Below are 25,398 nucleotides of genomic sequence, written 5' to 3'. Positions count from 1 at the left end.
CTCACCCTCCCACTCGATCTTTTCGATCGCTACTATCAATATTTAAGTTAAACTCGATCGCATTGAAGCTAGCTTCAAAAATGTAACTGCGGTGGAGAATCGATCGATGCAGCCTGGTAGTGAAATAATCGTCATTGGTGGTGGCGCGATCGGTTTGGCCACTGCGATAGAATTGCGCCTACTCGGCGCGAAAGTTACAATTTTGTGTAAAGACTTCAAATCTGCCGCCGCACATGCCGCAGCAGGCATGTTGGCTCCCCAGGCAGAACGAATCGAACCAGGAGCCATGTTAGATTTATGTCTGGCTAGCCGTGATTTATACCCAGAGTGGATTGGCAAAATCGAATCAATTTCGGGAGTAGATAGCGGCTATTGGCCGTGTGGAATTTTAGCACCATCTTACATTCACGAGGCACCGACATCGACAGCCGAGCCACTGGCTGCTAAATGGTTGGATACTCGATCGATCCATCGCTACCAATCGGGTTTAGGCGAGTCAGTCGTCGGTGGCTATTACTATCCAGCCGACGGACAAGTCGATAATCGCGCGTTGATGCGATCGCTGTATGTTGCCGCACAAGCTGTCGGCGCGAACTTTCTCGAAGGGGTAGAAGTTACTAACATTCACTACACGCGGAGACGAGTGCGATACCTAGAGACAAATCGCGGTCAGATCTCCGCACAGCACTATATCTTGGCAACGGGTGCTTGGTCGCAACAATTACTGCCAATTCCGATCGTCCCCAGAAAAGGACAAATGTTGTCGGTAGTAGTACCCAATGCACAACGTGAAAATCTGCCCCTACAACAAGTCTTATTTGGCGAAGATATCTACATCGTGCCGCGTCAAGATGGCAAAATTATTGTCGGTGCGACTAGCGAAGATGTCGGGTTTGCCCCCCATAATACCCTTCAGGGTGTCAAGCAATTGATGAATCATGCGATGCGCTTGTTTCCACCCCTCCAAAACTGTTCGCTGCACGAAACTTGGTGGGGTTTTCGTCCCGCCACACCAGACGAGTTGCCCATTTTAGGCAGCAGTAGTGCCGCCAATCTCACGCTGGCTACCGGACATTATCGGAATGGGATTTTACTCACGCCAATTACTGCCAAATTAATTGCCGATCTCGTCTGGCACAAGCAAGCCGATAATTTACTAGCCGCCTTTAACTGGCAACGGTTTGAACCCGGTTGATTTTTAAAAACCACTCTGGTAAAGCGCAAGTGTAACACCAAATCTGAAAAGTTGGACTACAGATAAAGCTCTAGGATCTGCTCCTCCCCTTTATAAGGGGAGGTTGGGAGGGGTAAAGATCTGTAGCAGTAATTTAGAGAATTGGTATAACACTAGAGCGAAACCCCGCTTTTCTAAAAAAGCGATCGAATCTATTTCGATCGCTTTTTAATGTGCCAAAAGATTCAATTATTTTCGAGTCGCTCCCTAAGGGTTTCGAGAATGCCCCAGCGACTATCGAGAGTTTCGACCTGTTTGACTGGTTCGGGGATGGGTGCTCCGACAGGACTGATGCCTGCACAATTGAGATTGCAAAGTTGTCGCAGGGGAACGGATAGACACAATTGCTCGTACAACCACACATCTGGTGGAAAATGGCCGTCGGGCGGTAAAGATTCTACCAAGTCTTCTAATTCTGATTTGACTTCGACACCGTGTCGTGCTGGTTCTTCAGATTCTGCTTCAAGCCAAATAATTTCGTTGGTATCTAGTACTAGTCGGTGGTTGTATTGTTGCAAGCAGCGATCGCATTTAAGGGTGATAATTGTCTCGGCCTGTGCTGAGACCTCTAAATATGTGCCCCCATGTTTGACATTTATTTTTCCTCGGACAGGCGTGAGGGTTTCAAATTCAGGGATCGATCGATCGACGATAATCTCTAGGGTGCGATCCTTTCGATTGGCTAGTTGGGGGATGTATAGTGGTTCCATCGGTCAAAGGGGAAAGAAGTAGAAAAGTAGATTCGCGATTACTCTTAAGATAGTCGCAATCGTTGAGTTCCCGCACGTACAAAGTCGATTTGATTAATATTCAATTAATAAAAATCTTTTAATCTCCGTTCTCTGAGTCTCCGGCTAGCTGTGATGGCTCGTCGTCAGGAGTTTGCGCTAATTTGATGACCAATCGCCGATCGGGTTCTTGTCCGCGACTATAAGTTGCCAAGTCTCGATAATCTGTCTCAGTGTCAAAAAAAGTATGCATCTGGCGACGTTCTGCCGAAGACATCGGTTGCAGAATGACTTCTTTGCCTGTCGTCCGCACCTGCTCGGCTGCTTCATCGGCGATAGCTTTAAGCGCGATCGCGCGACGGTGGCGGTAGCCGTCTAATTCGATCGTGTATCCAGCTTGTAAATCTGCTTCTTGATGAATATTGAGACTAGCATTTGCTAAATATTGAATCGCATCAATAGTTGCACCATCGGTACCAATTAGGTGTTCGATCTGAACTGGTGTGAGTTTGTCTCGATCGATCGTCAGCCAATAATTGGACGCATTGCTATGTTCTGGCTGTTGAGTATCTACTGTAGTCGCAATTCCAGCTAGGTTCAGTAGTGTTTCCAACCACTGTTGGCCACGTTCTAAGCGTTGGTCGGTCATTAGGCTTTAGGCTTTAGGGGGTAGGTTTTAGGCTTGAGGATTTAGGGTCTAGGTTTAGGTTTTAGGATCTGGGCTTTCGTCGCAATCGGGGTTCAATTTCAGCTCTTCCCTAACGCCTAATATCTAAAGCCTAACGCTTACTTTATCCCGATCGTTCCTAAAGCCTAATACCTAAAGCCTAACGCCTAATTTATGTTGCTTTCTTCTTCTTATTAGTCTTCTCGAACGGAATTTCCTCGCGATCTCCACTATCTTTAGGCTTTTCGCGTTCTTGTTGCTCGACCAGTTTTTGGAGTTCTGGTGGCAGGGGTTCGCGATTGACTAGATAAGTTTGACCGAGCTGAAAGACGTTTCCAATCGCCATATACATCAGCACCCCAGCAGGTAACGGGAAGAATAAAAACATCCCCGAAAAGATTATGGGGGTGAATTTATTGACAGCTTGCTGTTGTTGCGCAGCAGCATCATCGGCAGCCGGAGTAGCACTGCTGCTCGATAAGTTTTGGCTCACATAGAGACTCAAGCCAAAAAAGACGATCATGGCAATAATATCCCAGTGGATTTTGCCATCTGGATCGATCGCGCCGACATGTCCGAGCGAGTCGATAAATAAAAATCCAGTATCGGCAGCAATACCGGGAACCGTGCCTTTAATGGTTACATCTCCAGGTGCGATCGCTTCAATTTGACCGTTAGCGGAAACTTTAATATTTTCCATCCCCTTAGTGACCGTCCACTCTGGAGTGAGTTTGGAATCGGGATATTGAGCGGCTAATTCGTTAAACGGTTTACCATCGGCACCTTTAAATTCAATCTGCGCTTTTTGTCCCACAGCCAAAACATTACCAGTAGGAATGCTGGCAATTACAGGTGCGTGAATGTTGGTGGTGAAATAAATATTATGTGGTTCGCTGGTAAATGCTTGAGTTTGAATTTGGGCGGTTTGCTCCCCAGGCACGACTTGCAAATTAACGTTGTAATCGACATTGGAAAATGGAGATCCCCGTAAGGTCGCAAACAGCGCAAACAAGACGGGCATTTGTAATAGTACTGGCAAACAACCCGCTAACGGGTTGCCAAATTCCTTGTACACATCACTCATGGCTTGCTGCTGCTTTGCCGGATCGTCTTTAAACTTTTGCTGAATTTCCTTAACTCGCTTCTGCATCAGCGGTTGCGAGATCTTCGTCTTTCGCATATTGCGAATCGACCCCGCACCCAACGGATAGAGCGCGAAACGAATTACCAAGGTTAAAGCGACGATCGCCAAACCATAGCTAGGCACGATTCCATAGAAAAAATCTACGATCGGCAGCATTATATTGTTGGAAATAAATCCGATTCCAAAGTCCATTGTCAACTAGGTGTTAGGTATTAGGTGTTAGGTGTTAGGTATTAGGTATTAGGTCTTAGGTGTTGGGTGAATATCGACCATGCACTAAAACCTACAACCTAAAACCTCATCCCTAAATTAGGTGGTTTGAGCGGCAGCCGCTTCTGCTTTCTCCGCCACGCTGGTTAGCGGCTGCCCAGTTTTAGCGAGAACTCGCTCGTTAATATAATCGTATATTTCACGATAGCGAGGGAGAGAGCGTAATTCTAGACGGCTACCATCTTTGAGAGTTACTACCATATCTCCCCAAAATCCTAACCCACGCGGGATAGTTAGTGCGTCCGTAATTTCCGAATAGACAAGATCGGTTCGATCTTTGCCCATCCAGCCACCTGTGACGGAAATCCGTCGATCGGTAATTTTATATCTCAACCAGATCGCTCTCACAATCGCGCCGATCGTCAGCGGGATGAAAATTACGAATATTGCTAAAAATAAATTGAAAATCAGATCCCCAATATGTGGACCACCTTCATAAAACGTTTCTTCTTTAATACCCATCAAGTACCTCGGCGGCTGCCAACAACTGCTCTAATTCTCGCAAAATTTCGACATATTCGCATCCGTGCGCTGAAGGTCGGACGCCAATGACGATCGACCACCCGCTGTGAATTTGCGGCAAAAGCTGACGCAAAGCGGCTTTCACTTGTCGTTTGAGCAGGTTGCGAACCACTGCTTTTTTACTGACTTTTTGACTGACGGAAATCCCAAACCGAGTAGCAGGTAGATTTTCGGTCTGGGCATCTGGCAGGTGTCGCAAACTTCTAAGCGTCAAATGCGCTTGTTGATGGCGTTTGCCTTGCTGATAAACTTTTTGAAAATCTTGCCTGCGTCTGAGTCGATGGGGTTTAGGCAATGACACGAGTTGCTACTATTTTCGAGCTGCTGGTAGAAAAGATCTACACAGACAACCGATGCCGTCCTCTGGCTCTACGTGCTTTGATCACTTTTTGTCCGGTACGCGACCGCATCCGCGCTCTGAACCCCGATGTTCTTTTTTGTTTGCGGTTAGTACCGCCGAGAGTACGCTTTGTCATACTTAGATCCGCTCGAATTAACTAATTATTAATACACTGTAGGCAAAAAAGCCACAATGGACTAGTATAACAGCTATTCTACCCGATCGCGGATCGGTACTCGATAACGAGTTTTAAGTATGAAATTTAATTGGTTGGTTATTGGTATATTAACAATCGCCTTGGGAACTGTCGATCGTCCGAGCTTGGCGATCGATAACGACTTAAATGGCGACGGTTTTCGGCTGCCTAGTGGCAATATTGCCTGCTACCTGTCAAACAATAAAGATCTGCGCTGCGACATCCGCAGTGGTTTGAATCCCAAACCCAAATCTCCCTGCGAGCTGGATTGGACGGGAATATCGCTCGATCGTCATAAGCCTGCGCAACCTAGTTGTGCTGGCGATACTATCTTTGGCTCATACCCAGTGCTAAATTATGGTAGTACTTGGAAAAGAGCTGGGCTGAAATGTACGGCCAGAACTACTGGTTTGACTTGTATCAATCCTCGCCAGCATGGCTTTTTCCTGAATCGAACGCGGTGGCAAGTTTTTTAAGCCGATCGCCATCGAGAACTCAGATCGCCGCTACTGTGATGATGTTGTCGATCGAGAATGCCGCTCTCAATTATTGGGCGGATCGACGTAAGATATAATGAGTAGTAAGCGATTCTCTTTACCTGAGAATATGCCAAAGATGTGTAAATCTCTAACTTAGAGGCTGCACTGACCATATCATGGCAACTTCTATTTTGGCGATCGTTACGCCAAAATCTATTCTATGAACTTTGACGGAACTGCAAATCCCAAATCAGATCTCAAATCGCCGAACCGATCGTCAGAAATCATTGATGTCAGTGTGGTAGAAGAAGAGATTGCGCCAGGATCGGAGCCGATCGAAGATGTCTGGGATAATAACGACGAGGTAAAGGCGCAACCGTCCATAACTCCCGTTGCGGAAGAACCGCAACCATCCGCACCGATACCTGCGATCCTATCGTCGCCAAAACCGCCAGTACAGCCAGAGCCATCCGAACCAGTAGCAGAAACGCCCACGCTCGACGATAATTGGGCGTTATTGCTAGATGAAATCGGGCAAGAGCTGGAACCGGAGCCAGAAGCTAGCAGTAACTTTAGTGATACGACTACTGCCAAAGTGACAAATCTACTGCGTACAGAGTCTCAGATCGCCGCAGAAATCGTTAAACTTAGATCTACTCAAGCCCAACTACAACAACAAATCGTCGATACCCAGACGAGTTTCGGACAAATTATCCAAACTTCAGTCACCGAACTCGAACAACGTCGCCAAAAACTCCAAATATCTGTCGAACAACTCGAACGTAGACGAGATCGCCTCAAAGAAGAAATTAGCAAAAGTTTTGCGGGGGCATCTCAAGATGTGGCGATCCGCCTCCAGGGATTCAAAGACTACCTCGTCGGTAGTCTGCAAGATTTAGTCGTCATCGCCGAAGAGATTGAATTTCCGCAACCACCACCAGCCCAAATCCGGCTGCAAACACCACTCCCCAAAACACCCGCACCCCAACCTCAACCTGCATCGAAAGATCGCTCTTCGCCCCAATTTACCGAACCTGCATTTAAAGCAACTGCGGGTAAAGTCCGCGCTGCGATCGATCGCTACCGCAGCGCACCCGATTATTACGCCCCAGCTTGGCAATTGCGCCGCACCCTCGAAGCAGTTCATGCAGACAAGGTGTCGGACTGGTTTTTTACCAAAGATGGACGGGGAGCCGTCCGTACCATGGGCAGCCGCCTCCAGAATATCTTAGTAGCCGCAGCAGCGGTATCGGTGCTGCGAGAGCTATATGGAGACTATCTCCGCACTCTCGTCCTCGCCAACCTCCCCGAACGCCTCGGTGACTGGCGGCGGGGCTTTCAAGACTGTTTGGGACTCTCTAAGCCCGATTTTGGCGGCAATGGGGGGATTATCTTATTTGAAGATCCCGAAGCTCTAATCCAAAAAGTCGATCGGATTGTCGCAAACAAGGAAATGCCATTCATTATCGTCGATAATTCTGAAGGCCAAATCAGTCTTTCGATCCTGCAATACCCGCTCTGGCTAGCCTTCGCACCCGATCCCGATCGGCAGCTCGATGATTATCGGGAGTATAGGTAGATGGGTGGACGGGTGGATGGGTAGATGGGTAATAGCGCAATTTTCTCTCCTAGTCCCCCAGTCTCCTCCTCTCCCCTGCTCCCTGCTCCCCGCGCCCAACTCCCAACTCCCCTCCATGCTAGCTAACACCACTATCGCCTTCGGTATCTTCATCATCGCCTACTTCCTCGGCTCATTTCCGACTGGATATTTAGCAGGAAAATTGTTGCAGGGCATCGATATTCGCGAGCATGGTTCGGGTTCGACGGGGGCGACGAATGTATTGCGGACGTTGGGTAAAGTTCCAGGCTCGATCGTGTTATTAATCGACGCACTTAAAGGGGCATTAGCCGTCACGATTGCGAATCTCCTATTTACGCTCGATTTATTTTCCACATTACCAGTAGATTGGCAAGCTTATTTAGTGCCACTCGCTGCGACAGGAGCGATTTTAGGACACAGTAAATCGATTTGGTTGAATTTTAGTGGCGGTAAGTCTGTCGCCACAGGAGTGGGCGTTTTACTAGCTATGTCGTGGCAAGTTGGTCTAGCAACGATGCTGGTATTTAGCATCACGATCGCGATTAGTCGGATTGTCTCGATGAGTTCGATAGTAGGTGCTGTTTCGGTAACAATTTGGATGCTGTTGTTCGAGCGACCGTTACCTTCAGTCATTTTTGCGATCGTCGGTGGAATTTACGTTGTCTGGCGACATAGTGCCAATATCCAGCGAATTCTGGCTGGTACCGAACCGAAAGTAGGCCAAAAACTAGAATCGACGACATAGGTAAATCCCGATTGGGAGAGCTTTGCTTGAGAAGATTTAGATCGAGCTTACCTGTAAATTTATCAATCTGCCTTACTCAACTATTCGGAATTCAATCTAATAACTATGTTTTAACACATATACGATCGAGCATCGGTCTTTGTAAACATAGTTAATTAGCCATCATGTCTAAATTTACCGTCCTCACAATCTCGCTCCTAGCCACCACCATCGGTATGTGTGCTGCTGCATTGCCATCACAAGCGCAGGATGGCGTTTCTTCTGGTAGAGCCTGTCGCGTTACCGATCCCACAGGTACTCCACTCAATGCGAGATTGCAACCCAATGGTAAGATTGTCAATCGAATTAGAAATGGCAGAACGGTATATGCCCAATCAATTTCTAGCGATCGTGAAGGCAAGCCTTGGGTTTTAGTAGCATCTAAAGAGCGAGGTAGCTATAAAATTTTGGGCTATGTATTGCGTGAATATGTCAGTTGTTATTAAGTGCATTAATAGTCGATCGCTGATTCATTTGGGCAATCCATCGATCGAGTTGGTAGTAAATTTTCGTTCGCTTAGTGTCGGTTCTGACAAATCGATAGTAATTACTTCTGGCTGACTCTGTTGTGTAAATGGTAAAACCCAATTGGCATTAAGAGCATAATCGATCGCATACCGCGAGATCGCAAATATAGCTAAACTTTGGCCTACTATCAAGCCATCTATCCAAACTTGGGATAGCTCGAATTCACTCACATCTACCTGTGCTAAACCGCGTACCAAGCCAAAAGCCAATACTGCCCCAGAATTGAGATGATTATTACGATCGGTACGGATGATATAACGATAAGTGACACCAAACAAAAAGCCACTGACGAGCGCGATCGCGACTTCCAAACCTAGACTGACAAACGATCTCGAATATTCGTGTTGCAAGAATCGAGCGACACTCAGCATCAAACCATAGCCGATACCTGCGGCAATCCCACCGAGACTGCCAGCTTTTACTGATTCGATTCGTTCTAGTCGATCGCGCATGGGGACTCAGTATAGTACGAGGGGAACCCCAAGGTCTAATCTTTGCAAAGTAATGTAAAAGAGCGCGATCGGAGATCGTGCGGATGGGAAGTATTGTAAAGTAGATGGCGGTGAAGTTGTTGCCGACGAGTTGCAAGAGATCGCGCCCTCACCAGCTAAAATATAAATAGTAATTCCCAACCAAACAATGGTAGACCGTCCAATCAAGAAAGCCGATCGTCAAAATCCACCTGTTGAGAGTGACGGTAACCCCAAATCTTCCGAAGCCCCCAGTAAGAAGAGTAGTTCCAGTCGTGGTGCAGATAAAGGTGGCAGAAGAGACTCCAATAAAAGAGAAGAATCCAAACCCCCAGAGAATCTCGCATTGATGAGAGGGCCAAAACCCAGCAAGGCTAAACCCCCAGTTATCAAGAAAGCAGATTCAGAAGCTACTGAAGAAACGGCAACAGAAGAGGCATCCTCAGAAGCTACCACAACCGAAGAGAGCTAATCTCGAATCGTTTAGATAATTCCTAAGATTTTAAACTTTTAGCCTGCCGCGATTTCGATCGTGGCAGGTTCGTTTTTGCTAGCTAATTTCCTTTACCCTTTCCTCCTTCCCCCATAACCACCTTGCGAATATAAATAGCAACTTGGGTTAACACCTAAACCCTACCCCTCAACCGATCGCCATAAAGATCGATCGGCATTTGGCGGTACCATAATCCAGAGACTATCGGGCACCACGCGAAAACTCATCGGGGTCGTACCGAGGTAGTCGCCATCTACTTGCACGGGGAGATGCTTACCTCGCTTGTTGCGAATTTCAACTTGTTTTGCTTGATAATATTGCACCAGCGGATCGCGGTTGTAGTGACGGGCGAAGATCGAAATCAACCTGCGCGGTGCCGATAACATGCCGCGTCCTTTAATTACGCAGACATCTAATAAGCCATCATCGATCGTCGCATGAGCGGTAAACTTGACAACGCCGCCATAGAGTTGGCTGTTGCCGATAATTACCATCAAAATTTTGCCGCGCACCCGCTTACCATCGACGCGCAACTTCAGGCGCACGCCGCGAAAATTCCAAGCTATTTGAATCGCTTGCTTGACATAGGCGATCGCACCTAGTATTTTCTTCTCATCCGACCTTACCGTTGCCGTGACGGCAGCATCGAAGCCAATTCCGGCCATCAGAAGAAAATGGCGATTTCCGGCCATGCCAACGTCAATTTTGGTCAATTCTGACTTGGCGATACTTTCTGCGGCTTTGAGCATGTCCATCGATAAACCCATCTCTCGCGCCCAAATATTGACGGTGCCCAGTGGTAGCACTCCCAGGGCGGTTTCGGTGCCTACCAAGCCATTCATGACTTCATTTACCGTACCATCGCCGCCAGCAGCGACAACGGCATTATAGCCAGCTTGGGCGGCTGTTTGCGCTTTGGTGGTAGCATCGCCAGGAGCGGTAGTGGCAGCAATTTGGACTTGCCAACCCAGATCGCGCCACAAATTTGCCACTCGATCGAGTGTATTCTTGAAATTGGGCGATTGTCCTGCTGTAGGGTTATAGATGATGAGGACTTGCAGATTGGGTGTTAGACTGACACGCATTTAGGAAGTTTTTTTTTGAACCGCGCCAAGCGCAGAGGACGCAGAGGTTAGATAATAGAGACTCACGGATCTACTAATTTGGTTTCTATAAATCTAGATTTTTAGCTGTAATTATTAATTTTTCGATATGTCTGATTTTTTGTTAGAGGTCGGTACTGAAGATTTGCCCGCAGGGTTTGTCAGCGATGCAATTCGTCAGTGGGAAAAGATGATTCCCGCGAGTCTGACGGCTGAAGCTTTGTCTTATAGTAGCGTAGAGATCTATGCTACGCCACGCCGACTCTCTGCGATTATTACTAATTTACCCGATCGCCAGGTCGATCGCGTCGAGGAAATCAAAGGCCCTCCCGCCGCAGCCGCCTATAAAGATGGGCAACCGACTCCCGCAGCCATCGGTTTTGCCAAGAAGCAAGGGGTAGATGTCTCTAGTCTGGAATTGCGTCCGACGGATAAGGGTGAGTTTATTTTTATCACCAAAACGATCGCTGGACGCGATACCACAGAAATTTTAACCGAGTCGATTCCCCAGTGGATTTTTAAATTAGAAGGCAAACGACTGATGCGCTGGGCGAATGGGGAGCTAAAGTTTCCCCGTCCGATTCGTTGGTTGGTTGCGCTGTGGAATGAATCAATTTTACCGATCGAAATTGTCAATGGCGAAGATGTCGTCACTAGCGATCGGATTTCGCACGTTCATCGAGTTCTCCATCCCCAACCAGTTTCCGTCGTTTCAGCCCCCCAGTATTTAAAAACCTTGGCGGATGGATTTGTAAATGTAGACCAAAATCAGCGCAAAGCTGACATCCAGCAACAGATCCAAGCTGCCGCGACGCACATGGGTGGTGTTGCCGAAGTTTACCCAGATTTGTTAGCAGAAGTTGTCAATCTCGTCGAATATCCCACTGCTGTTGTCGGTAAATTTGACGATGAATTTCTCGATTTACCGCCGGAAGTAATTACAACGGTAATGGTGACGCATCAGCGATATTTCCCGATCTTTACAGACGCCAGCAAACAGAAATTATTACCGCACTTCATCACGATTTCTAATGGCGATCCGGCCAAGTCCGACATTATTGCCGCCGGAAATGGTCGCGTCGTCCGCGCGCGATTGGCTGACGGACAATATTTCTATCAAGCTGACTTAGCTCAACCTTTGGCCGACTATTTACCGAAACTAGATACAGTTACTTTCCAAGCCGATTTAGGTTCGGTACAACTAAAAGTCGATCGAATTGTCAAAAATGCCAACTCGATCGCAAGTCAATTAAATTTAACTCCCGATCAGTGCCAAAATATCGATCGGGCAGCGTTACTTTGCAAAGCCGATCTCGTCACTCAAATGGTCGGCGAATTTCCAGAACTGCAAGGAATTATGGGATCTAAATATGCGATCGCTAATGGCGAAACACCAGCAGTAGCCACAGCTATATTGGAGCACTATTTACCTCGCAATGCCGAAGATAGCTTGCCGCAAACTTTAACCGGACAAATCGTCGGTATCGCCGACAGACTCGATACATTAGTCTGTATCTTCGGCTTAGGGATGTTGCCGACAGGTTCCTCCGATCCCTTTGCCCTCCGCCGAGCTGCAAATGCGATCGTGAATATCGTCTGGAATGCTAACTTAGGCATCAATCTAGAACAGTTAATCGATCGCATCGTCAGCGAATTCAGCCAGATTAGAACTCAAGTAAATACTGCCGAACTCACCCAACAATTGCAGGATTTCTTCATCCAAAGGTTGCGAAACTTACTCCAAGAAGACCGCCAGATCGATTACGATCTCGTCAACGCCATCTTGGGCGAAAACGATCGAGAATATACTCAGCGCGCCCTCACCGATTTACTCGATACACGCGATCGAGCCATATTTCTCCAACAGATTCGCGATAACGGTACCCTAGAAAGTATCTATGCAACTGTCAATCGATCGAGTAAATTAGCCGCTCAAGGTAATTTAGACACTCAACAACTAGCACCCACCCACGTAATCCAAACAAATCTCTTCCAAAAATCTTCCGAGCAAGCCGTGTATGATGGTTTAATCGCCCTAGAACCTCAGACAAACGCCGCAAAAGCTTCGCGTAACTATCAACAACTTATCGACGCTCTAGCCCAGCTTACCCCCGCAATTGGTAACTTCTTCGATGGCGAAGATAGTGTCCTAATTATGGACTCCAATCCAGACATTAAAACCAACCGTCTCAATCTATTAGGATTGGTTCGCAATCATGCACGGGTATTAGCTGATTTTGGCTCGATTGTTAAATAAGAGACAGACAATTTATGAGCGAAATCATGCAAATTGTTTCGCTCTCTCCAAACAGCGGAATGTGGGTTCCGGCTTGCCAATCTGGAATATATAAAGATCCCCCACTTCTTGAAGAAGTAGGGAATCTCGGTTCTCAGTAGACTGAATAATTGCTTAATTATTATTCGCTGGAGCGGTGTTGCTGGGGTCTGGAGAATTTGTGGCATCGGCACCCTCAGCAGCAGGGGTAGGCGGTTGCACTGAAGGGCTAGGACTCGCAGTAGGAGTATTGGATTTATCCGCTGTACTAGGTGCTGTTGTCGGTGCTGCAGCAGGTGTGGGCACTTTAATGACTTTAGTCTCACCGGGCACTTTAATGACTTTAGTCTCACCGGGTACGATAACTGGTTTTTCCACTTCGACTACTTTGACTTGTGGTGGTGCCGCTTTTTCTACCGTGCGGTCGATAATTGTAGTTTGTTTTTGAGGTGCTGGCGATACCGAAGCTGCGGGTGTCGGCGGGGTATTAATAATCGTGGTGGGTGTGGGTGTAGGTGCGGGTCTAGTGAAGTAGTAAGCTGCTAGAGAGCCTAATCCCACCAAGGCAACCAAGATACTGCCAATTACTAAGCCATTTGCCGTACCAGTGTCTTCTGCCGATCTTTCTCTTTGATATTGAAGCTCTGCTTCAGCAAGTCTCCGGCGTTCTGCTTCGGTGTGCTCTTGAGGATTGTTGTAGTTATTAGGCATTGTCGCGCTCCAGTTATTCAATAAATTTGTATAATTTATTGCATCATACGCGATCGATTCTCAGTATTACTTCTACCAAAAGGAATAATTATCGGGATTGAAGGATAGATAGGATGAGGTTGTCAGTAACATCGAACTAGCCCACCATTACCTATTACCCTAAAAACACCGTCCGGGATTGAGAAGACCGAATGGATCGAACTGCTGTTTAATTTGTTGCATTAGCGGGACGGCATTACCTCGGTATCCCCACACATTTAGTTGTTGCTTTACCCCCACAGGTGCCTGGAGAACGGACACAAAGCCACCAGATGCTTCGCAATGATGGCGGAGGGGATCGATGTATTTTGCATCGCCCAGAGCGCAGGCTCCGATGCCGCTATTGAGATGAATGACAGCTTTAGATGTATTAGCAGTGGCTCGGTCGAGTATGGCGATCGTTTCCACTGCGGCGGTGAGCTTGACGCCTAGTTTACAACCAATGGGAGTAGTTCCCCAAATTCCGGTTTGGATGCCACTCCAGAGGTTGTCAGCTTGCGGGCCTTGCCAGATTCCACCTTTTAAGCCCAAGCTTTTACCGATCTCTAGTAATTGTGCTGATTGTTGGGCGATGCTTTCGGGAATGGTGGCAAATTTAACGACGAGACTGGGAGTATTACTTAGCTCTAGGGCCTGACTAAAGGCCGTAGAAACCACGTCTGCGGAGATCGGGGTTAAGGTACTAGCGAGTAAAAATTTGGCCGCTCGTTCCAGCTTTTCGGGGGCACCAGTGAGGATGACGGTACCAAAATTGGTGGGTAATGGGTAAACTCGCAGCGTTACTTCTGTCAAAATTCCTAATGTGCCATAGGAACCAGTAAACAGCTTCATCATGTCGTAGCCAGCCACGTTTTTGACGACTCTACCGCCAGCTTTGGCAATTTTGCCATCAGCGCGCACAAAACTAATGCCGAGTAGTAAATCGCGGACGCCACCGTAGCGATGACGAAGGGAGCCAGCATCAGCAGTGGCAATAATACCGCCAATCGTAGCTCGATCGGGATAAGCCGGATCTAGTGGTAAGAATTGTCCAGCGGCGGCTAATATCTCTTGCAAGTTGGCGAACTTTATTCCTGCTTCGACAGTAACAGTTAGATCGCCGACAGCATGAGCGATCGAGCGATCGAGTTTTTGGGTACTGACGAGCGATTTAGCACCTGTAACGATGCCACCCCAGTCCAGCTTAGTACTATTGCCCGCGATCGCGACAGGCACTCGATCTCGGTTGGCAATGGCAACTAATTCGGCAAGTTCTTCGACATTCTTTGGCAGACCGATCGGCAAAGAGATATCATTAATGCTGTCGTCCATAAGATCTCAACTTGCAATAGCACGATAAATGGCAATCATCACTCGCTCGATCCAGACTATCATTATTTACCCATCCTCAAAATATCTATCCTTTTAACCTAAAACATTCTGCCTGAACCCTCAAGCCTCAAGCCTCAAGCCTCAAGCCTTCTTGCTTAACCCCTAAAGCCTATTATGAAGATGTTGTGCTCGTCACCATCTGTGCGTCAACTCAAACCCGAATTGCTAGCAGATATCGCTCGCGCTCTCAATGCGGATGGTAGTAGGCTCCTCATCCTCGCTCAACCGCTAGTTCAACACGCTCAAATTTATAGCTACGGCTTACAGCCACGTAGTTCGATGCCGATCGAAAAGAATCGGTTATGGCAAAATGTCATCCATCAAATCGATCGACCGCTACATCCTCATGGTAACTCTCTGCCAGCCATCGCTTCAGCACTCGACAAAGTTTATCCAGTCAATTGTGTTGCCAAGCTGCCTGCACTCGCACCCCTATTGACAGCATTCCAGACCGCAGGCATTCAATCCTTGCTGATTTTAGCTCTGAGCGATCGCGATCGATGTGTGGGTTGTCTGACGTTATTTAGATCTGCGGCAAAAGAGTCGGGGGCTGGCTGGACGAATGAAGAGTTACAATTAGCTCAAAATTTAGCGTGTCAAATGTATTTAGCAGTAATGGAGCAACGAGTCGAACAGATGGTTCGAGATCGGTTGTATCACGATATTTTAACTGGTTTACCCAACCGAATGCTATTGAGTCAATGGCTGAATTTAGCATTATCAAAAATGCCTGCTCAAGGTGAATTTTTGGCTGTCATTGTTCTCAATCTGACGCGGTTTAAAAATATCAATGATAGTTTGGGTCATCGCTGTGGCGATCGCTTGCTGCAATTAATTGCAGAACGCTTGCAACATAACTTTGATAACGAAGCGACGATCGGACGTTGGAGTGGAGATGAGTTTGTGATGATAATCCCGGCAGTTAGCGATATTACCTCGATCGAAAGAGTTGCCGACCGCACGATCGCTTGTTTCGATTTGCCTTTTGTATTCGATCGAAGTTTTCCGAGATTAAAGACCAATTCACTCTATATCAAAGTTAGCATGGGAATTGCCATTGCGACTAGTGGCAGCTTGGATAGTGAAAGCTTACTCCAGCATGCAGATACCGCCCTCACTCAAGCTAAAAGCAATGGTAAAAATAGCTATGAAATTTATACCGATGCAATTATCGATCCAGTTAACGATCGATTGCAATTAGAAAATATCCTAGATCGGGCAATTTCCGATTGCAAACTCTTCCTACATTATCAACCACAGCTAGATATTCTCACCGGGAAAATTATTGGCATCGAAGCTTTATTACGATGCCAAGATCTTCATGGTAACTCACTCTCTCCTGCCGAACTAATTCCAATAGCCGAAGAAACTGGCTCGATCGTGCCAATTGGTGAATGGGTGATTAGGACAGCTTGTCAGCAGAATAAAATCTGGCAAGATTTGGGATTGGGTGATTTTCCGATCGCGGTAAATTTCTCGGTCAAACAACTGCAAAATCGAAATTTAATTGAGACGATTGCCACGATTTTAGCGGAAACCGGATTGCCTGCAACTGCCCTGGAAATAGAAATTACGGAAAGTATTGCAATTAAAGATTTAGATTTGACAATCTCAATTCTCCAGTCTCTGCGGCAAATAGGTGTTAAGATCTCTTTGGATGATTTTGGTACGGGTTACTCTTCCTTGGCGGCACTCAAATATTTACCTTTAGATCGACTCAAAATCGATCGATCTTTTATGCAAGGACTTCGTGCTAATTCGATTGATGTATGTATCGTTAGAACTATTATCAACTTAGGACATGAATTAAACCTCAATGTCGTAGCTGAAGGAGTAGAAACAGTCGAACAATTTGAGTGCTTGCGATCGATTAATTGCGATGCCGTTCAAGGTTTCTTATTTAGTCGTCCGCTAACGGCGTCTGAGTTAGAAGTCGCGATCGCGACAGGTAGTTATTTGCATCAGAATTTATTTCACGTCCATAACTAGTCGTGCTAAAAATTAAGAGCATTCGAGTTGCTAATATATTCCTTAAAGTGTAAGACTTGTTTAATAAAGAGTAGGGGGTTTGCTTGTCTTGACGCAATACCTGTAAAGGGAACCTTCGCGTGATTTAGGTCGCTAAATTATCAGCTTTGCAGACGAGCGTGCATCTGCAATTATCAATCATCAATTCTCAATTCAGTTAAGCTATGACATCAATTCAAGTTTATGGTATTCCCACCTGTGGTACTTGCAAAAAAGCTCTACAATGGCTAGACGCACAGGGCATTAGTTATGAATTTATCAATACCAAAGAAAAGCCACCTAGCGCAACCCAAATTGCTAGTTGGGTCGAACGCTTAGGCGAACGTCCGATGCGAAATACTTCGGGTCAATCTTATCGCGCGCTCGATGAAACTAAAGATACTTGGAATGAGACGCAATGGGCGGCAGCTTTTAGCGATGATGTGATGTTATTAAAACGACCGATTTTTGTCAAAGATGGAATCGCGATCGCTGTTGGTTTTCGGAATGTTGCAGAAATTAAAGATCTATTGACATAGTTTTCCCTACCTTGTCCGAGTGTTTGATAAAAAACAAATCGATTCAGCCACCACAAGTAACCACCAGGCACAAAAGCCACTGGATTGTTCGCAAGCAGTAATTTAGGGAATTGCCTTGACAACCCAGTTAATCAATGTGGCATTACCGGAAGCCGCACTAATTCGATCGCAGAAAGCTGCTTCAAGCTAAAGATTGGGGATGAGTGGATCTTGTTTGACGACCATCGATCGACCGATCCATAATGCCACCATCGCGATCGCCAGTGAAACTAAACCCACCGCCCATCCAGGGATTAGGGGTAATTGACGGGAGACAGACATAAAGACATTAAATAACGCCCCAGCCAGAGAAGCACCGCCAAAATAGAAACCAATGCCTAAGCCGCCTCTAGATAGCGGCACCATACTCAACGCAAAGGGAATCGTTCCGACACCAACGCAACTCATTCCTACACCCAACAACAGCACGGCTACGGCATGAAAACCGGGTAATATCAGCATCGAAAAACCGATCGCTAACACGATTAAGCCACCGAGCATGATTTGTAAATTACCCCACCGCTTTGCCGCCAACCCGATCGGCAGCACGGTTACTAGTTGAACGACAAGAAATAATGTCATTAACATTGGGGTTTGCGCTCTTCCGACTAAACCAATCAACTGTTGGGTTAAAATAACGCCCATCGTAATGGTGCTGCCAGTTAGCGCGACTAAGAATAGGTTTCGGGCCGCTGGTTGCAAATCATCTGCGGTGATGGCTGGCAATCGCACTTGAGTGGTTTGAGAGCGGTTGAGCAAAGTAGCTGAGAGTAGCAAAATAATCGAACTAATCGCAAATGCTGGCCCCGCCCCCAGTCCTTTGACAATTTGCTTAGAAGCAGGTAAAGCGAGGGTGCCAGCCAGGGTACCGACTAATGTCAAGACGCTCGCTGCATAAGGCCAGTCGCGCTGACAGGCAAATTCGCCCAAGCGAGCTAACATCGGCGATCGAAACATCGCCATCGCCATCGCCCACAGAATTACTAGAGCCACAAATAACCACCGGATCGAGTCAGGATTGCCCAATAACACGATCGATGGCAATACGAACAACAACCCAGCGGAGAGTAACACCCCGATCGTCACAAATGGCCCTTTTAACCCCCATAATGTCTTTTGGCGATCGGACAAGCTGCCAAACAGGGGTTCGATTAAGACAGCTAAAAAGCCTTCGATTGCCAAAATGATAACTGACGAATCTTTCGGAAAACCAAACTGTCCCAACAAATCGGGAATATACATGCGATAAACAATCCAACAGAGCACGATTGCACCTTGCATCAGGGCCATCGCGAGTACTGGTTGCCAATCGGTTTTAGGCGTTTCTACTACAGTTTGCATAAAGTATATGGCTAATAAAACATTGGAAACGGTATTGTTAGTACGATCGCAGCATGTACTTGGCTTGAAATTGCGCTGGCAGTGGCAACAACAGGCTGGGTACACTCGGAATGCCAAAGTTGCATCCTTGGGAGCATCGAACCACTGTACAATTTATTCTTCCCACCCTCGATCGAGTATGGCTTGAAACTAGTAATTATTAATACTTGTAATGGTTTGGGTATCGAGGATGAAATTATCTGGCAAAAGATGGGGTATCGATCGTCAAAAAAAGATCGAGTTAGTCAGGTGCTAACTCGATCGAGTATTTAAAGATTCATTACTTTTTCGGTGGCCCAGCGGTGACTACCACCAACCGATCGGGTTGAATTAATTCTTTGGCAACCTGGTTGACTTGCTCTAAGGTTACGGCTTGAATCTTCTTCGGAAACTCGCTAATTTCGTTAGGGTTCAAACCATAGATGGCATTACCGAGCGTAGCTCCAGCAATCTCGTCGGGGGAGGCGAGTTCGACGGTGTAGTTGCTGGCAATACTGCGTTTGGAGTTGGCAACTTCAGCGGCGGTGACTCCTTTAGTTTGGAGATCTTTGAGTAGGGCGATCGTGCTTTGGGTGGCTTTTTGGGCATCTTCTGGTGCAGTTTGCATTGAGATAATAAAGGTACCCTGACGTTTGCCAGCCGCAAAGCTACTGTAGATGCCGTAAGTTAAACCCAGTCGATCGCGAATTTCGGTACCCAGACGGCTGGAAAGGGTATCGCCACCAAGGATTTGATTGAGCACTAAGGCGGAATAGTAGCGCGGATCTTTGCGATCGATCGCTTTATTGCCTAGCAGGGTAATCGCTTGGGTTTTGCCTGGGAGAGCAGGGTTAACTAGTACCTGCTGAGTGGGTAGCTGTGGGATGGGATACTTGAGTTTGACTGACTCAGCCGTAGTAGACCATTTACCCAGCGTCGATTCTAGTAAGGCTGTGACCTCAGCCACCTTAAAGTCACCGACGATCGCTAAAATCGTGTTGCTGGGGAGGTAGTGCTGGCGATAGAAAGTTTGGAGATCTGCGGCTGTCAGTGCCGATAACGTTTCGGCGGTGGGGAAAATGGTAAAGGGGTGATCTTTGGGATAAATCGTCTGTTGAAATTTGCGCCGCGCCACGCTGTTGGGACTATCTAACTCTAGTTTGAGGCTAGTTAGTGCCCGTTGGCGGCTGAGTTCAAATTTTGGTTGGGGGAAGTTGGCATTTTGAACGACATCACCCAAGGTTTGCAGCAAAATCGGTAAATCCTTAGAGAGCGCATTACCACCGAGGCCGACGCCTTCGCGACTCGCTCCAAATGCCAGTCCCGCACCGCGACTTTCTAAGGTTTTGGCGATCGTTAGGGCGGTTTGAGTCTGGGTACCGCTCATGATGTTGGCAGCAGTCAGCGAAGCCAGTCCAGCTTTATTAGGACTGTCATATTCTGTTCCAGCTTGAATGCTCCCACTCAAGGTAACTGTCGGCGTACTCGAATCGGGGAGTAAGAAGACGCGCAAGCCATTTTTAAGCTGCACCTCTTGGGGCAATGCTTGAGTTTGGCTGCTAGTATCGGGGTCGAGTGGGGGGAGATATTTAGCCAGTTCGCTAGGGTCTACAGGGGCACCTGGCGCGAAATTGTCGGCTGTTTTGCCGCCAGTAGCTGCCGCTGCCGCTTTATCGGTGATTTGGGTCGGCTCGAAGAAGCCGATCGTTTTAAGATTGGGTTGGAGATATTTTTTGGCGACTCGTTGGACATCAGCGAGGGTGACACGTTCGACGCCAGCGAGATATTTATCGGTAAATTGATAGTCGCCAGTGGTGGTTTGGTCGTTACCGAGTTGTCTGGCTTGCGAGTTGATATCGCGATTGCTCAGGAGGTAGGCGGCTTTGAGCTGGGCTTTGGCGCGAGCGATTTCACCAGCGGTGGCTCCTTTGGTTTGGAGTAGCTTAATCTCTTTCTCGATCGCGGCTTCTAATTTGGGGAGCGATTTGCCGACTTCGACGATCGACGAAATCTCATACCAGCCACCAGCGGCGAGGTTGATGGCACCACCGTCGAGACTAGTGGCAATGCCCGTTTCGACGATCGATTGATACATCCGCGAACTGCGTCCTTCGGTGAGAACGTAATTCATCACATCGATCGCGGGTACGTCGGGATGATTGGCGTCTGGTAACGGATATACTTGGTTGGTGAGCTGGGTAGTACCTGGCTCTTTAAGGGTTAGCCGACGCGTGGGCTTGATGTTTGTCGGCGGAGACTTGGTAACTTTAATTTCTCGACGCGGCACTTTGCCAAATGTCTCCTCCACTTTGGCCATCAGCTTGGCAGTGTCGAAGTCGCCGACGACGACTAATGTGGCATTATTCGGTGCATAGTAAGAATCATAGTAAGACCGCACCTGCTCGACGGTAAATTTCTCGACATCGGCTTTGGTACCGCCGACAGTCAATCCGTAGGGAGTATTTGGAAAAGCAGCGCGTTTGACAGCACGATCGAGTCGATAACTGGGGCTATTTTCATACCCTTGCAATTCCGAAATGACGACCCGTTTTTCACCAGTGAGTTTCTCGGTATCGATCGTCGAATTCTGCATTCGATCGGCTTCTAAAACTAATAAACTCGAAAGTTTATTTTTCTCGACTGTTCCGTAATAAGCAGTCTGATCGTAACTCGTAAAAGCATTAAAACTGCTACCGAGTGCCGAAAATAATCGCCCAAATTGAATCGGTCGATCTTTCGTTCCTTTAAATAACATGTGTTCCAACTGATGCGCGATGCCATTTACACCCGGAGCTTCGTTGCGCGAACCAATTTTGTACCACACTTGCACCGTCACTACGGGTGCATTGCGAACTTCTTTAGTCAAAACAGTCATCCCATTCCCCAAGACTGTCTTCTTAACAGTTGCTGTTAAAGTGGTGGGCTTTTTTGTCGGTAAAGTTGGGGATTTACTGGGTCGAGCTAGCGGTTGTTTGGCTACCTCCGCACCGGGTGCCGATTCCGTGGTGACAGTCGGGATTGGTTGTGTAGACATCGCCACCTGTGGGGATGCCAAGATCGCACTCAAACACACGCCAAACAATAACATCCCAAACCGATATCGCCGCCAACTCACCCAAAAATCTCTGATTTTTAACATCTTTGCTGATTATCTGTAATTGATGCACTAAGTGACGATCGTTCGTCTCAAGATCGTTAACTCGATCGGATATTTCAGGTAAGATTGCTCATTGCGAGTCGAATATCTTCAATCCGTTGGCGATTCACACCTAAGTCGGATTGACCCAATCGCGAAGCAGATCTAACTTGAACTGTGTTGCTAGCAGTGTCGAGATAAAATTCGACATCATCGACATATCCCATCAATTTGCTGGCAAATTCTACATATAAATAATCATTAGTTTCGTTGACTATTTTTGTCCGAGGCATTGCTTTAATTACCTGTTTCAAATTCGCCATCGTCGTGGCTGCATCGCCACTCATCGGCAATGGCGCGATCGCGTGTTGGGCGTCGCTAGCTGGTGCTTGAGAACTCACACAGTTTGGAGTATTCGGACAAGCAGTTAATCTACCATTATTGACCCCAATATTTGTGGGTGGCTTACCTGCAAACATATTGCTACTCCAAATTATAAAAACAAGTACTAAGGATACGACTATGACGGCCAAGCTACCAGTTTGTTTCGAGGTTATTATCTTCATTTTATCCCCAGTCTACTCTATCTATAGTAGATCGAAAATCGCCCTAACTTGACTCTCTGATGGGAAAGTCGAGTTAGAGCGATCGAGTTATATAAATAGCCAACGGTTGAAGGATGTCGGAATTAAAACATGGTATATTGCAAGCAAGCTAGTACCGTGAGCCAATTAGAGGCTGGCTGCTCCGTCTGGTAGTTGTAAACAAGTGTTACTTCACCCCAAGCTTTGCCGCAATTTTTATGTATTTAATATAATCGACCTAGATATCGATCGGGAATCAATCGAAAATCCCCCTAACTAGATTCAGAGTCAGAGGGATTAATTAAAATTGTGGGGTCGTCCCGGCTGGGTGCCCCAGCCATGAGAACGACCCAAGCCATAGCCGTTACTAAATTTAGCTATTTGGCTTGACATCAGGTAACAGACATTTATCTGAATCACAACCCGCAGGGCCAGATTCTTCCGACTTGTTGCCCAAGTCATAACGACTCAACGCTGTATGAAATTCGGCTGTCTGACGTCGATTGATGACTCCAGCCATCATCTCATCGTAAGTCGCCTTGTCGATCGGTTCAAACGGTAACCGTGGGAACGTCTGATGGTCGTCAAACCGCGCTAACAGAGCCGCAGATATGTAACCCTCATCATCCCGAATTGCCTCGTAAATCCGCTTGCCCAGCTCATCCACTTCATGTTCGCGCAATTCGATCGTCGCACTGGTATTGTGCCGCACGTAATGCTGCTGAACGCCCATATAGAAGTCCATCTGAGCCAGCGCACTAAATTGACCGATTTCGATCGAGTCGGCACCAGGTAAATCCGCCCAAGAAACCGCTACCGGAATCTCGATCAACCATTCCGTACAGCGCGGATCGTAGGCATCGTCCAGCAGATTGCCATTCTCATCCTTATCAGATTGAGACGGAATCACACTATACCCGTAATCGATACAGGCAAGGGCTACAGGGTCATCCTTGCGGAAAGTGATCCGGCGGATGAACCGTTGCGCTTTGGGCGCGTGCCAGCCCGGAGATGCACCTGTGAGCAGCGATTTGGTGCCCGATGGTTGGACAGTGGTACAGCGATTGGGGCGTTTGATCCCATGTCGATCGCAATATTCCCAGACAGTCTGCTCGACAATTTCACGCCAAGTATTCAGATACTCGTGCTCTTTCTGCTTGTAAGCAATCCCCGCCTCAGTTGCCGGACGACCTTCCGTCCACCATTGCAACCATTCGGAGCCAAAGGCATGAACGAAGAAGTCAAATAAACCCGTAAACGACACGCCGACGATCGGATCTAGTTCCCGACTGTATTGATATCGCGGTTCTTGGAATTTATGATTGAGTAATGCTGCGACACTTAATGCACTAGCAGTGAAAGCGTCTTTCTGTTCTTGATGATTATTTGGATCGAGCTGATTCAAATGTATTTCAGACAAGTTACAGTGAAAATTTGCGCCCAAAATTTCCCCGCATGGATTCAGACCAAACCTAGACAAACGGTGCTCTACCTCGATTTTATCCAGATTTGGATGGTTATTTGCAAACCATTCATCGGCTTTTCCTTCAGCATAAATTTTTAGAAAATTAGCTTTTAATTCTGGTGTTGTTAATAGATCGGCATTCGATCGAGCGACGGCTTCACCAGCCCATTGAATTGCACCTTCACCTGAATAATACTGCTTTTGAACGGCGGCAACACACTCTTCTAAAGTCGGTTTGTGATGGAATACTCTGGTATGATTTGCCATTCTTAAAGAATCGCGTTCTGGGTCGATTCTCCAGTTACCACTTTCGTCTTGTTGCCAGAGATTATCCTTAGCAGTCGAGCCTAATGTGTCATTTGAATTATATTGTCTCATGCCTGCTGACCTTCTGATGTTGCCAGCAACAATAGTTACCGCAGCTTCATCGATCAATAAACAACATTCAACCGAGTTTAATTGTCTGCCATTTGCCTTATTTAATATCCCCGCACACCGACCGTAGAGTTCTGGCAATCTCACCGGATTTGCCATGCCACCAAAGCCTTTGAGCTGTTCTCCAGCCGGACGGACATTGCTCAGATCGATCGAGACATTCACATCGCCATTAAAGCGATCGTCACTCGATAATTCTAGCAAGATTTTGTAGGAATTTACCCAACCTTGCCGACTGTCGCCGACTCGAATTGTGGCATTATTACCAGCAATTTCAACCGTGCTTAATTCCTGACGATTTGCGATCGGAACGCCACCAATTTCGTTAGTAATTGCGATCTTAAGTTGATTTCTAACGACGGGTAATTTGCCAATTAGATCGGGTTCTAAAATCGCCCCCGTTCCGCAGCCCATCATCGCCAAATCCATCATCAGGGCAAACGCCGCCCAGTCACAGACATTTGTACTGGTGCAATTGTAGGCACCAGAAAAATTTTGGGGCTGCTCTAACCATTCGCTCCCACCTACCCACAGCCACCGTCCCGATGGCATTGCCTTGACCTGACGTTGCATTCGATCGATAATATCGGCCTCTGCGTCGGTTAATTTACCTAACTTGACCAAGCCTTTGAGGGTGCGGGTGCAGACTTCTTGCCATGTCTCGCGTCCGCTAGCAGTGAAGCGACTGTAAGTTCTAAAAAAGACAGGATTTGCCGTGGGTGCTGTAGCGGGAAAATCTAATTGTTGTTGAGCTTGGGATGAAATCTCCGCGCTCGATCCCGATCCGGAACGAACTCGGTCAAGTTCTCTAACCATGAGTGAGCTATGTGAATTTCTGAACGAGTTAGTAATATAAGGCATCGAACCAAGATAAATCAAT

24 protein-coding genes are annotated in these 25,398 nt (G+C 47.1%); 10 read left to right on the top strand and 14 right to left on the bottom strand.

What is annotated here, in order from left to right; all coding sequences use genetic code 11:
• The first annotated feature begins 91 nt into the window (after window positions 1–91).
• Window positions 92–1,195 carry a glycine oxidase ThiO gene (thiO, locus tag CHA6605_RS25755; RefSeq protein ID WP_232432136.1) on the top strand — a complete coding sequence of 368 codons (1,104 nt, stop codon included), beginning with the start codon at window positions 92–94 and terminating at the stop codon, window positions 1,193–1,195.
• A gap of 224 nt (window positions 1,196–1,419) precedes the next feature.
• On the opposite strand, the gene CHA6605_RS25750 is transcribed toward thiO, so the two are convergent.
• From CHA6605_RS25750 to rpmH, 6 genes are all read right to left on the bottom strand, one after another.
• The gene (locus tag CHA6605_RS25750; protein ID WP_015162302.1) at window positions 1,420–1,944 is read right to left on the bottom strand and encodes a YceD family protein; all 525 of its coding nucleotides are present in this window, start codon (window positions 1,942–1,944) and stop codon (window positions 1,420–1,422) included.
• A 118-nt stretch (window positions 1,945–2,062) separates the two neighbouring features.
• Window positions 2,063–2,611, bottom strand: coding sequence for a Jag family protein (locus CHA6605_RS25745; RefSeq protein ID WP_015162301.1), 549 nt, complete (start codon window positions 2,609–2,611; stop codon window positions 2,063–2,065).
• Between the two features lie 190 nt (window positions 2,612–2,801).
• A complete protein-coding gene (gene yidC / locus CHA6605_RS25740; RefSeq protein WP_015162300.1) occupies window positions 2,802–3,965 on the bottom strand; it encodes a membrane protein insertase YidC in 1,164 nt (387 codons plus the stop codon).
• A 117-nt stretch (window positions 3,966–4,082) separates the two neighbouring features.
• Window positions 4,083–4,505 (bottom strand): PH domain-containing protein, encoded by a 423-nt coding sequence (locus CHA6605_RS25735; protein WP_015162299.1) that lies wholly within the window; start codon window positions 4,503–4,505, stop codon window positions 4,083–4,085.
• Window positions 4,495–4,866 (bottom strand): ribonuclease P protein component, encoded by a 372-nt coding sequence (gene rnpA / locus CHA6605_RS25730; RefSeq protein ID WP_015162298.1) that lies wholly within the window; start codon window positions 4,864–4,866, stop codon window positions 4,495–4,497. Before rnpA ends, CHA6605_RS25735 begins: the two co-directional genes overlap by 11 nt.
• A gap of 37 nt (window positions 4,867–4,903) precedes the next feature.
• Complete coding sequence (gene rpmH / locus CHA6605_RS33255) at window positions 4,904–5,041, bottom strand: 50S ribosomal protein L34 (protein WP_015162297.1); 138 nt, start codon at window positions 5,039–5,041, stop codon at window positions 4,904–4,906.
• Between the two features lie 119 nt (window positions 5,042–5,160).
• On the opposite strand from rpmH, the gene CHA6605_RS25725 reads away from it, so the two are divergent.
• From CHA6605_RS25725 to CHA6605_RS25705, 4 genes are all read left to right on the top strand, one after another.
• A complete protein-coding gene (locus tag CHA6605_RS25725) occupies window positions 5,161–5,577 on the top strand; it encodes a DUF6636 domain-containing protein (protein ID WP_015162296.1) in 417 nt (138 codons plus the stop codon).
• A 223-nt stretch (window positions 5,578–5,800) separates the two neighbouring features.
• A complete protein-coding gene (locus CHA6605_RS25715; RefSeq protein ID WP_015162295.1) occupies window positions 5,801–7,159 on the top strand; it encodes a DUF3086 domain-containing protein in 1,359 nt (452 codons plus the stop codon).
• Window positions 7,160–7,274: 115 nt separating this feature from the next.
• The gene (gene plsY / locus CHA6605_RS25710; RefSeq protein ID WP_015162294.1) at window positions 7,275–7,925 is read left to right on the top strand and encodes a glycerol-3-phosphate 1-O-acyltransferase PlsY; all 651 of its coding nucleotides are present in this window, start codon (window positions 7,275–7,277) and stop codon (window positions 7,923–7,925) included.
• A gap of 164 nt (window positions 7,926–8,089) precedes the next feature.
• Window positions 8,090–8,410: a hypothetical protein gene (locus CHA6605_RS25705; RefSeq protein ID WP_015162293.1), complete on the top strand. Its 321-nt coding sequence runs from the start codon at window positions 8,090–8,092 to the stop codon at window positions 8,408–8,410.
• A 24-nt stretch (window positions 8,411–8,434) separates the two neighbouring features.
• On the opposite strand, the gene CHA6605_RS25700 is transcribed toward CHA6605_RS25705, so the two are convergent.
• Window positions 8,435–8,944: a hypothetical protein gene (locus CHA6605_RS25700; protein ID WP_015162292.1), complete on the bottom strand. Its 510-nt coding sequence runs from the start codon at window positions 8,942–8,944 to the stop codon at window positions 8,435–8,437.
• A 187-nt stretch (window positions 8,945–9,131) separates the two neighbouring features.
• Here CHA6605_RS25700 and CHA6605_RS25695 point away from each other — a divergent pair, with 187 nt between their 5' ends.
• Entirely contained in the window at window positions 9,132–9,434 is a 303-nt protein-coding gene (locus tag CHA6605_RS25695; RefSeq protein WP_015162291.1) for a hypothetical protein, read from the top strand.
• Window positions 9,435–9,595: 161 nt separating this feature from the next.
• Here the strand turns inward: CHA6605_RS25695 and CHA6605_RS25690 are convergent, their stop codons facing one another.
• Complete coding sequence (locus CHA6605_RS25690; RefSeq protein ID WP_015162290.1) at window positions 9,596–10,540, bottom strand: diacylglycerol/lipid kinase family protein; 945 nt, start codon at window positions 10,538–10,540, stop codon at window positions 9,596–9,598.
• 127 nt (window positions 10,541–10,667) lie between these two features.
• Between CHA6605_RS25690 and glyS the strand changes: the two genes are divergently transcribed.
• Entirely contained in the window at window positions 10,668–12,815 is a 2,148-nt protein-coding gene (glyS, locus tag CHA6605_RS25685) for a glycine--tRNA ligase subunit beta (protein ID WP_015162289.1), read from the top strand.
• Window positions 12,816–12,968: 153 nt separating this feature from the next.
• Here glyS and CHA6605_RS25680 read toward each other — a convergent pair whose 3' ends face one another.
• Together CHA6605_RS25680 and CHA6605_RS25675 are read right to left on the bottom strand one after the other, a co-directional pair.
• Window positions 12,969–13,544: a hypothetical protein gene (locus CHA6605_RS25680; protein ID WP_015162288.1), complete on the bottom strand. Its 576-nt coding sequence runs from the start codon at window positions 13,542–13,544 to the stop codon at window positions 12,969–12,971.
• Window positions 13,545–13,703: 159 nt separating this feature from the next.
• Window positions 13,704–14,894, bottom strand: coding sequence for an FAD-binding oxidoreductase (locus tag CHA6605_RS25675; protein ID WP_015162287.1), 1,191 nt, complete (start codon window positions 14,892–14,894; stop codon window positions 13,704–13,706).
• 174 nt (window positions 14,895–15,068) lie between these two features.
• Between CHA6605_RS25675 and CHA6605_RS25670 the strand changes: the two genes are divergently transcribed.
• Entirely contained in the window at window positions 15,069–16,943 is a 1,875-nt protein-coding gene (locus CHA6605_RS25670) for a putative bifunctional diguanylate cyclase/phosphodiesterase (protein WP_015162286.1), read from the top strand.
• 203 nt (window positions 16,944–17,146) lie between these two features.
• A complete protein-coding gene (locus CHA6605_RS25665; RefSeq protein WP_015162285.1) occupies window positions 17,147–17,500 on the top strand; it encodes a Spx/MgsR family RNA polymerase-binding regulatory protein in 354 nt (117 codons plus the stop codon).
• A 186-nt stretch (window positions 17,501–17,686) separates the two neighbouring features.
• Here the strand turns inward: CHA6605_RS25665 and CHA6605_RS25660 are convergent, their stop codons facing one another.
• Entirely contained in the window at window positions 17,687–18,880 is a 1,194-nt protein-coding gene (locus tag CHA6605_RS25660) for an MFS transporter (protein WP_015162284.1), read from the bottom strand.
• A gap of 81 nt (window positions 18,881–18,961) precedes the next feature.
• Here CHA6605_RS25660 and CHA6605_RS25655 point away from each other — a divergent pair, with 81 nt between their 5' ends.
• Window positions 18,962–19,192 carry a hypothetical protein gene (locus CHA6605_RS25655; protein ID WP_041548457.1) on the top strand — a complete coding sequence of 77 codons (231 nt, stop codon included), beginning with the start codon at window positions 18,962–18,964 and terminating at the stop codon, window positions 19,190–19,192.
• A 7-nt stretch (window positions 19,193–19,199) separates the two neighbouring features.
• Here the strand turns inward: CHA6605_RS25655 and CHA6605_RS25650 are convergent, their stop codons facing one another.
• From CHA6605_RS25650 to nrdJ, 3 genes are all read right to left on the bottom strand, one after another.
• Window positions 19,200–22,037 carry a M16 family metallopeptidase gene (locus CHA6605_RS25650; RefSeq protein WP_015162283.1) on the bottom strand — a complete coding sequence of 946 codons (2,838 nt, stop codon included), beginning with the start codon at window positions 22,035–22,037 and terminating at the stop codon, window positions 19,200–19,202.
• Window positions 22,038–22,111: 74 nt separating this feature from the next.
• A complete protein-coding gene (locus CHA6605_RS25645) occupies window positions 22,112–22,513 on the bottom strand; it encodes a DUF1499 domain-containing protein (protein WP_015162282.1) in 402 nt (133 codons plus the stop codon).
• 478 nt (window positions 22,514–22,991) lie between these two features.
• Window positions 22,992–25,334, bottom strand: coding sequence for a ribonucleoside-triphosphate reductase, adenosylcobalamin-dependent (nrdJ, locus tag CHA6605_RS25640; RefSeq protein WP_015162281.1), 2,343 nt, complete (start codon window positions 25,332–25,334; stop codon window positions 22,992–22,994).
• Between the last annotated feature and the right edge of the window lie 64 nt (window positions 25,335–25,398).

Source organism: Chamaesiphon minutus PCC 6605 (genome assembly GCF_000317145.1).
Classification (GTDB): Bacteria; Cyanobacteriota; Cyanobacteriia; order Cyanobacteriales; family Chamaesiphonaceae; genus Chamaesiphon; species Chamaesiphon minutus.
The sequence above is the reverse complement of the archived record's forward strand: the minus strand, read 5'-3'. Positions and strand labels throughout refer to the sequence as shown.

What these genes read in the sequence shown, in the direction of transcription:
- CHA6605_RS25735 (WP_015162299.1), bottom strand. Translation starts at nt 4,505, where the DNA reads ATGGGTATTAAAGAAGAAACGTTTTATGAAGGTGGTCCACATATTGGG.
- plsY (WP_015162294.1), top strand. Translation starts at nt 7,275, where the DNA reads ATGCTAGCTAACACCACTATCGCCTTCGGTATCTTCATCATCGCCTAC.
- CHA6605_RS25650 (WP_015162283.1), bottom strand. Translation starts at nt 22,037, where the DNA reads ATGTTAAAAATCAGAGATTTTTGGGTGAGTTGGCGGCGATATCGGTTT.
- CHA6605_RS25715 (WP_015162295.1), top strand. Translation starts at nt 5,801, where the DNA reads ATGAACTTTGACGGAACTGCAAATCCCAAATCAGATCTCAAATCGCCG.
- CHA6605_RS25700 (WP_015162292.1), bottom strand. Translation starts at nt 8,944, where the DNA reads ATGCGCGATCGACTAGAACGAATCGAATCAGTAAAAGCTGGCAGTCTC.
- CHA6605_RS25695 (WP_015162291.1), top strand. Translation starts at nt 9,132, where the DNA reads ATGGTAGACCGTCCAATCAAGAAAGCCGATCGTCAAAATCCACCTGTT.
- CHA6605_RS25645 (WP_015162282.1), bottom strand. Translation starts at nt 22,513, where the DNA reads ATGTTTGCAGGTAAGCCACCCACAAATATTGGGGTCAATAATGGTAGA.
- rpmH (WP_015162297.1), bottom strand. Translation starts at nt 5,041, where the DNA reads ATGACAAAGCGTACTCTCGGCGGTACTAACCGCAAACAAAAAAGAACA.
- nrdJ (WP_015162281.1), bottom strand. Translation starts at nt 25,334, where the DNA reads ATGGTTAGAGAACTTGACCGAGTTCGTTCCGGATCGGGATCGAGCGCG.
- CHA6605_RS25675 (WP_015162287.1), bottom strand. Translation starts at nt 14,894, where the DNA reads ATGGACGACAGCATTAATGATATCTCTTTGCCGATCGGTCTGCCAAAG.
- yidC (WP_015162300.1), bottom strand. Translation starts at nt 3,965, where the DNA reads ATGGACTTTGGAATCGGATTTATTTCCAACAATATAATGCTGCCGATC.
- CHA6605_RS25750 (WP_015162302.1), bottom strand. Translation starts at nt 1,944, where the DNA reads ATGGAACCACTATACATCCCCCAACTAGCCAATCGAAAGGATCGCACC.
- CHA6605_RS25680 (WP_015162288.1), bottom strand. Translation starts at nt 13,544, where the DNA reads ATGCCTAATAACTACAACAATCCTCAAGAGCACACCGAAGCAGAACGC.
- CHA6605_RS25660 (WP_015162284.1), bottom strand. Translation starts at nt 18,880, where the DNA reads ATGCAAACTGTAGTAGAAACGCCTAAAACCGATTGGCAACCAGTACTC.
- CHA6605_RS25705 (WP_015162293.1), top strand. Translation starts at nt 8,090, where the DNA reads ATGTCTAAATTTACCGTCCTCACAATCTCGCTCCTAGCCACCACCATC.
- CHA6605_RS25690 (WP_015162290.1), bottom strand. Translation starts at nt 10,540, where the DNA reads ATGCGTGTCAGTCTAACACCCAATCTGCAAGTCCTCATCATCTATAAC.
- CHA6605_RS25725 (WP_015162296.1), top strand. Translation starts at nt 5,161, where the DNA reads ATGAAATTTAATTGGTTGGTTATTGGTATATTAACAATCGCCTTGGGA.
- CHA6605_RS25670 (WP_015162286.1), top strand. Translation starts at nt 15,069, where the DNA reads ATGAAGATGTTGTGCTCGTCACCATCTGTGCGTCAACTCAAACCCGAA.
- glyS (WP_015162289.1), top strand. Translation starts at nt 10,668, where the DNA reads ATGTCTGATTTTTTGTTAGAGGTCGGTACTGAAGATTTGCCCGCAGGG.
- CHA6605_RS25665 (WP_015162285.1), top strand. Translation starts at nt 17,147, where the DNA reads ATGACATCAATTCAAGTTTATGGTATTCCCACCTGTGGTACTTGCAAA.
- CHA6605_RS25745 (WP_015162301.1), bottom strand. Translation starts at nt 2,611, where the DNA reads ATGACCGACCAACGCTTAGAACGTGGCCAACAGTGGTTGGAAACACTA.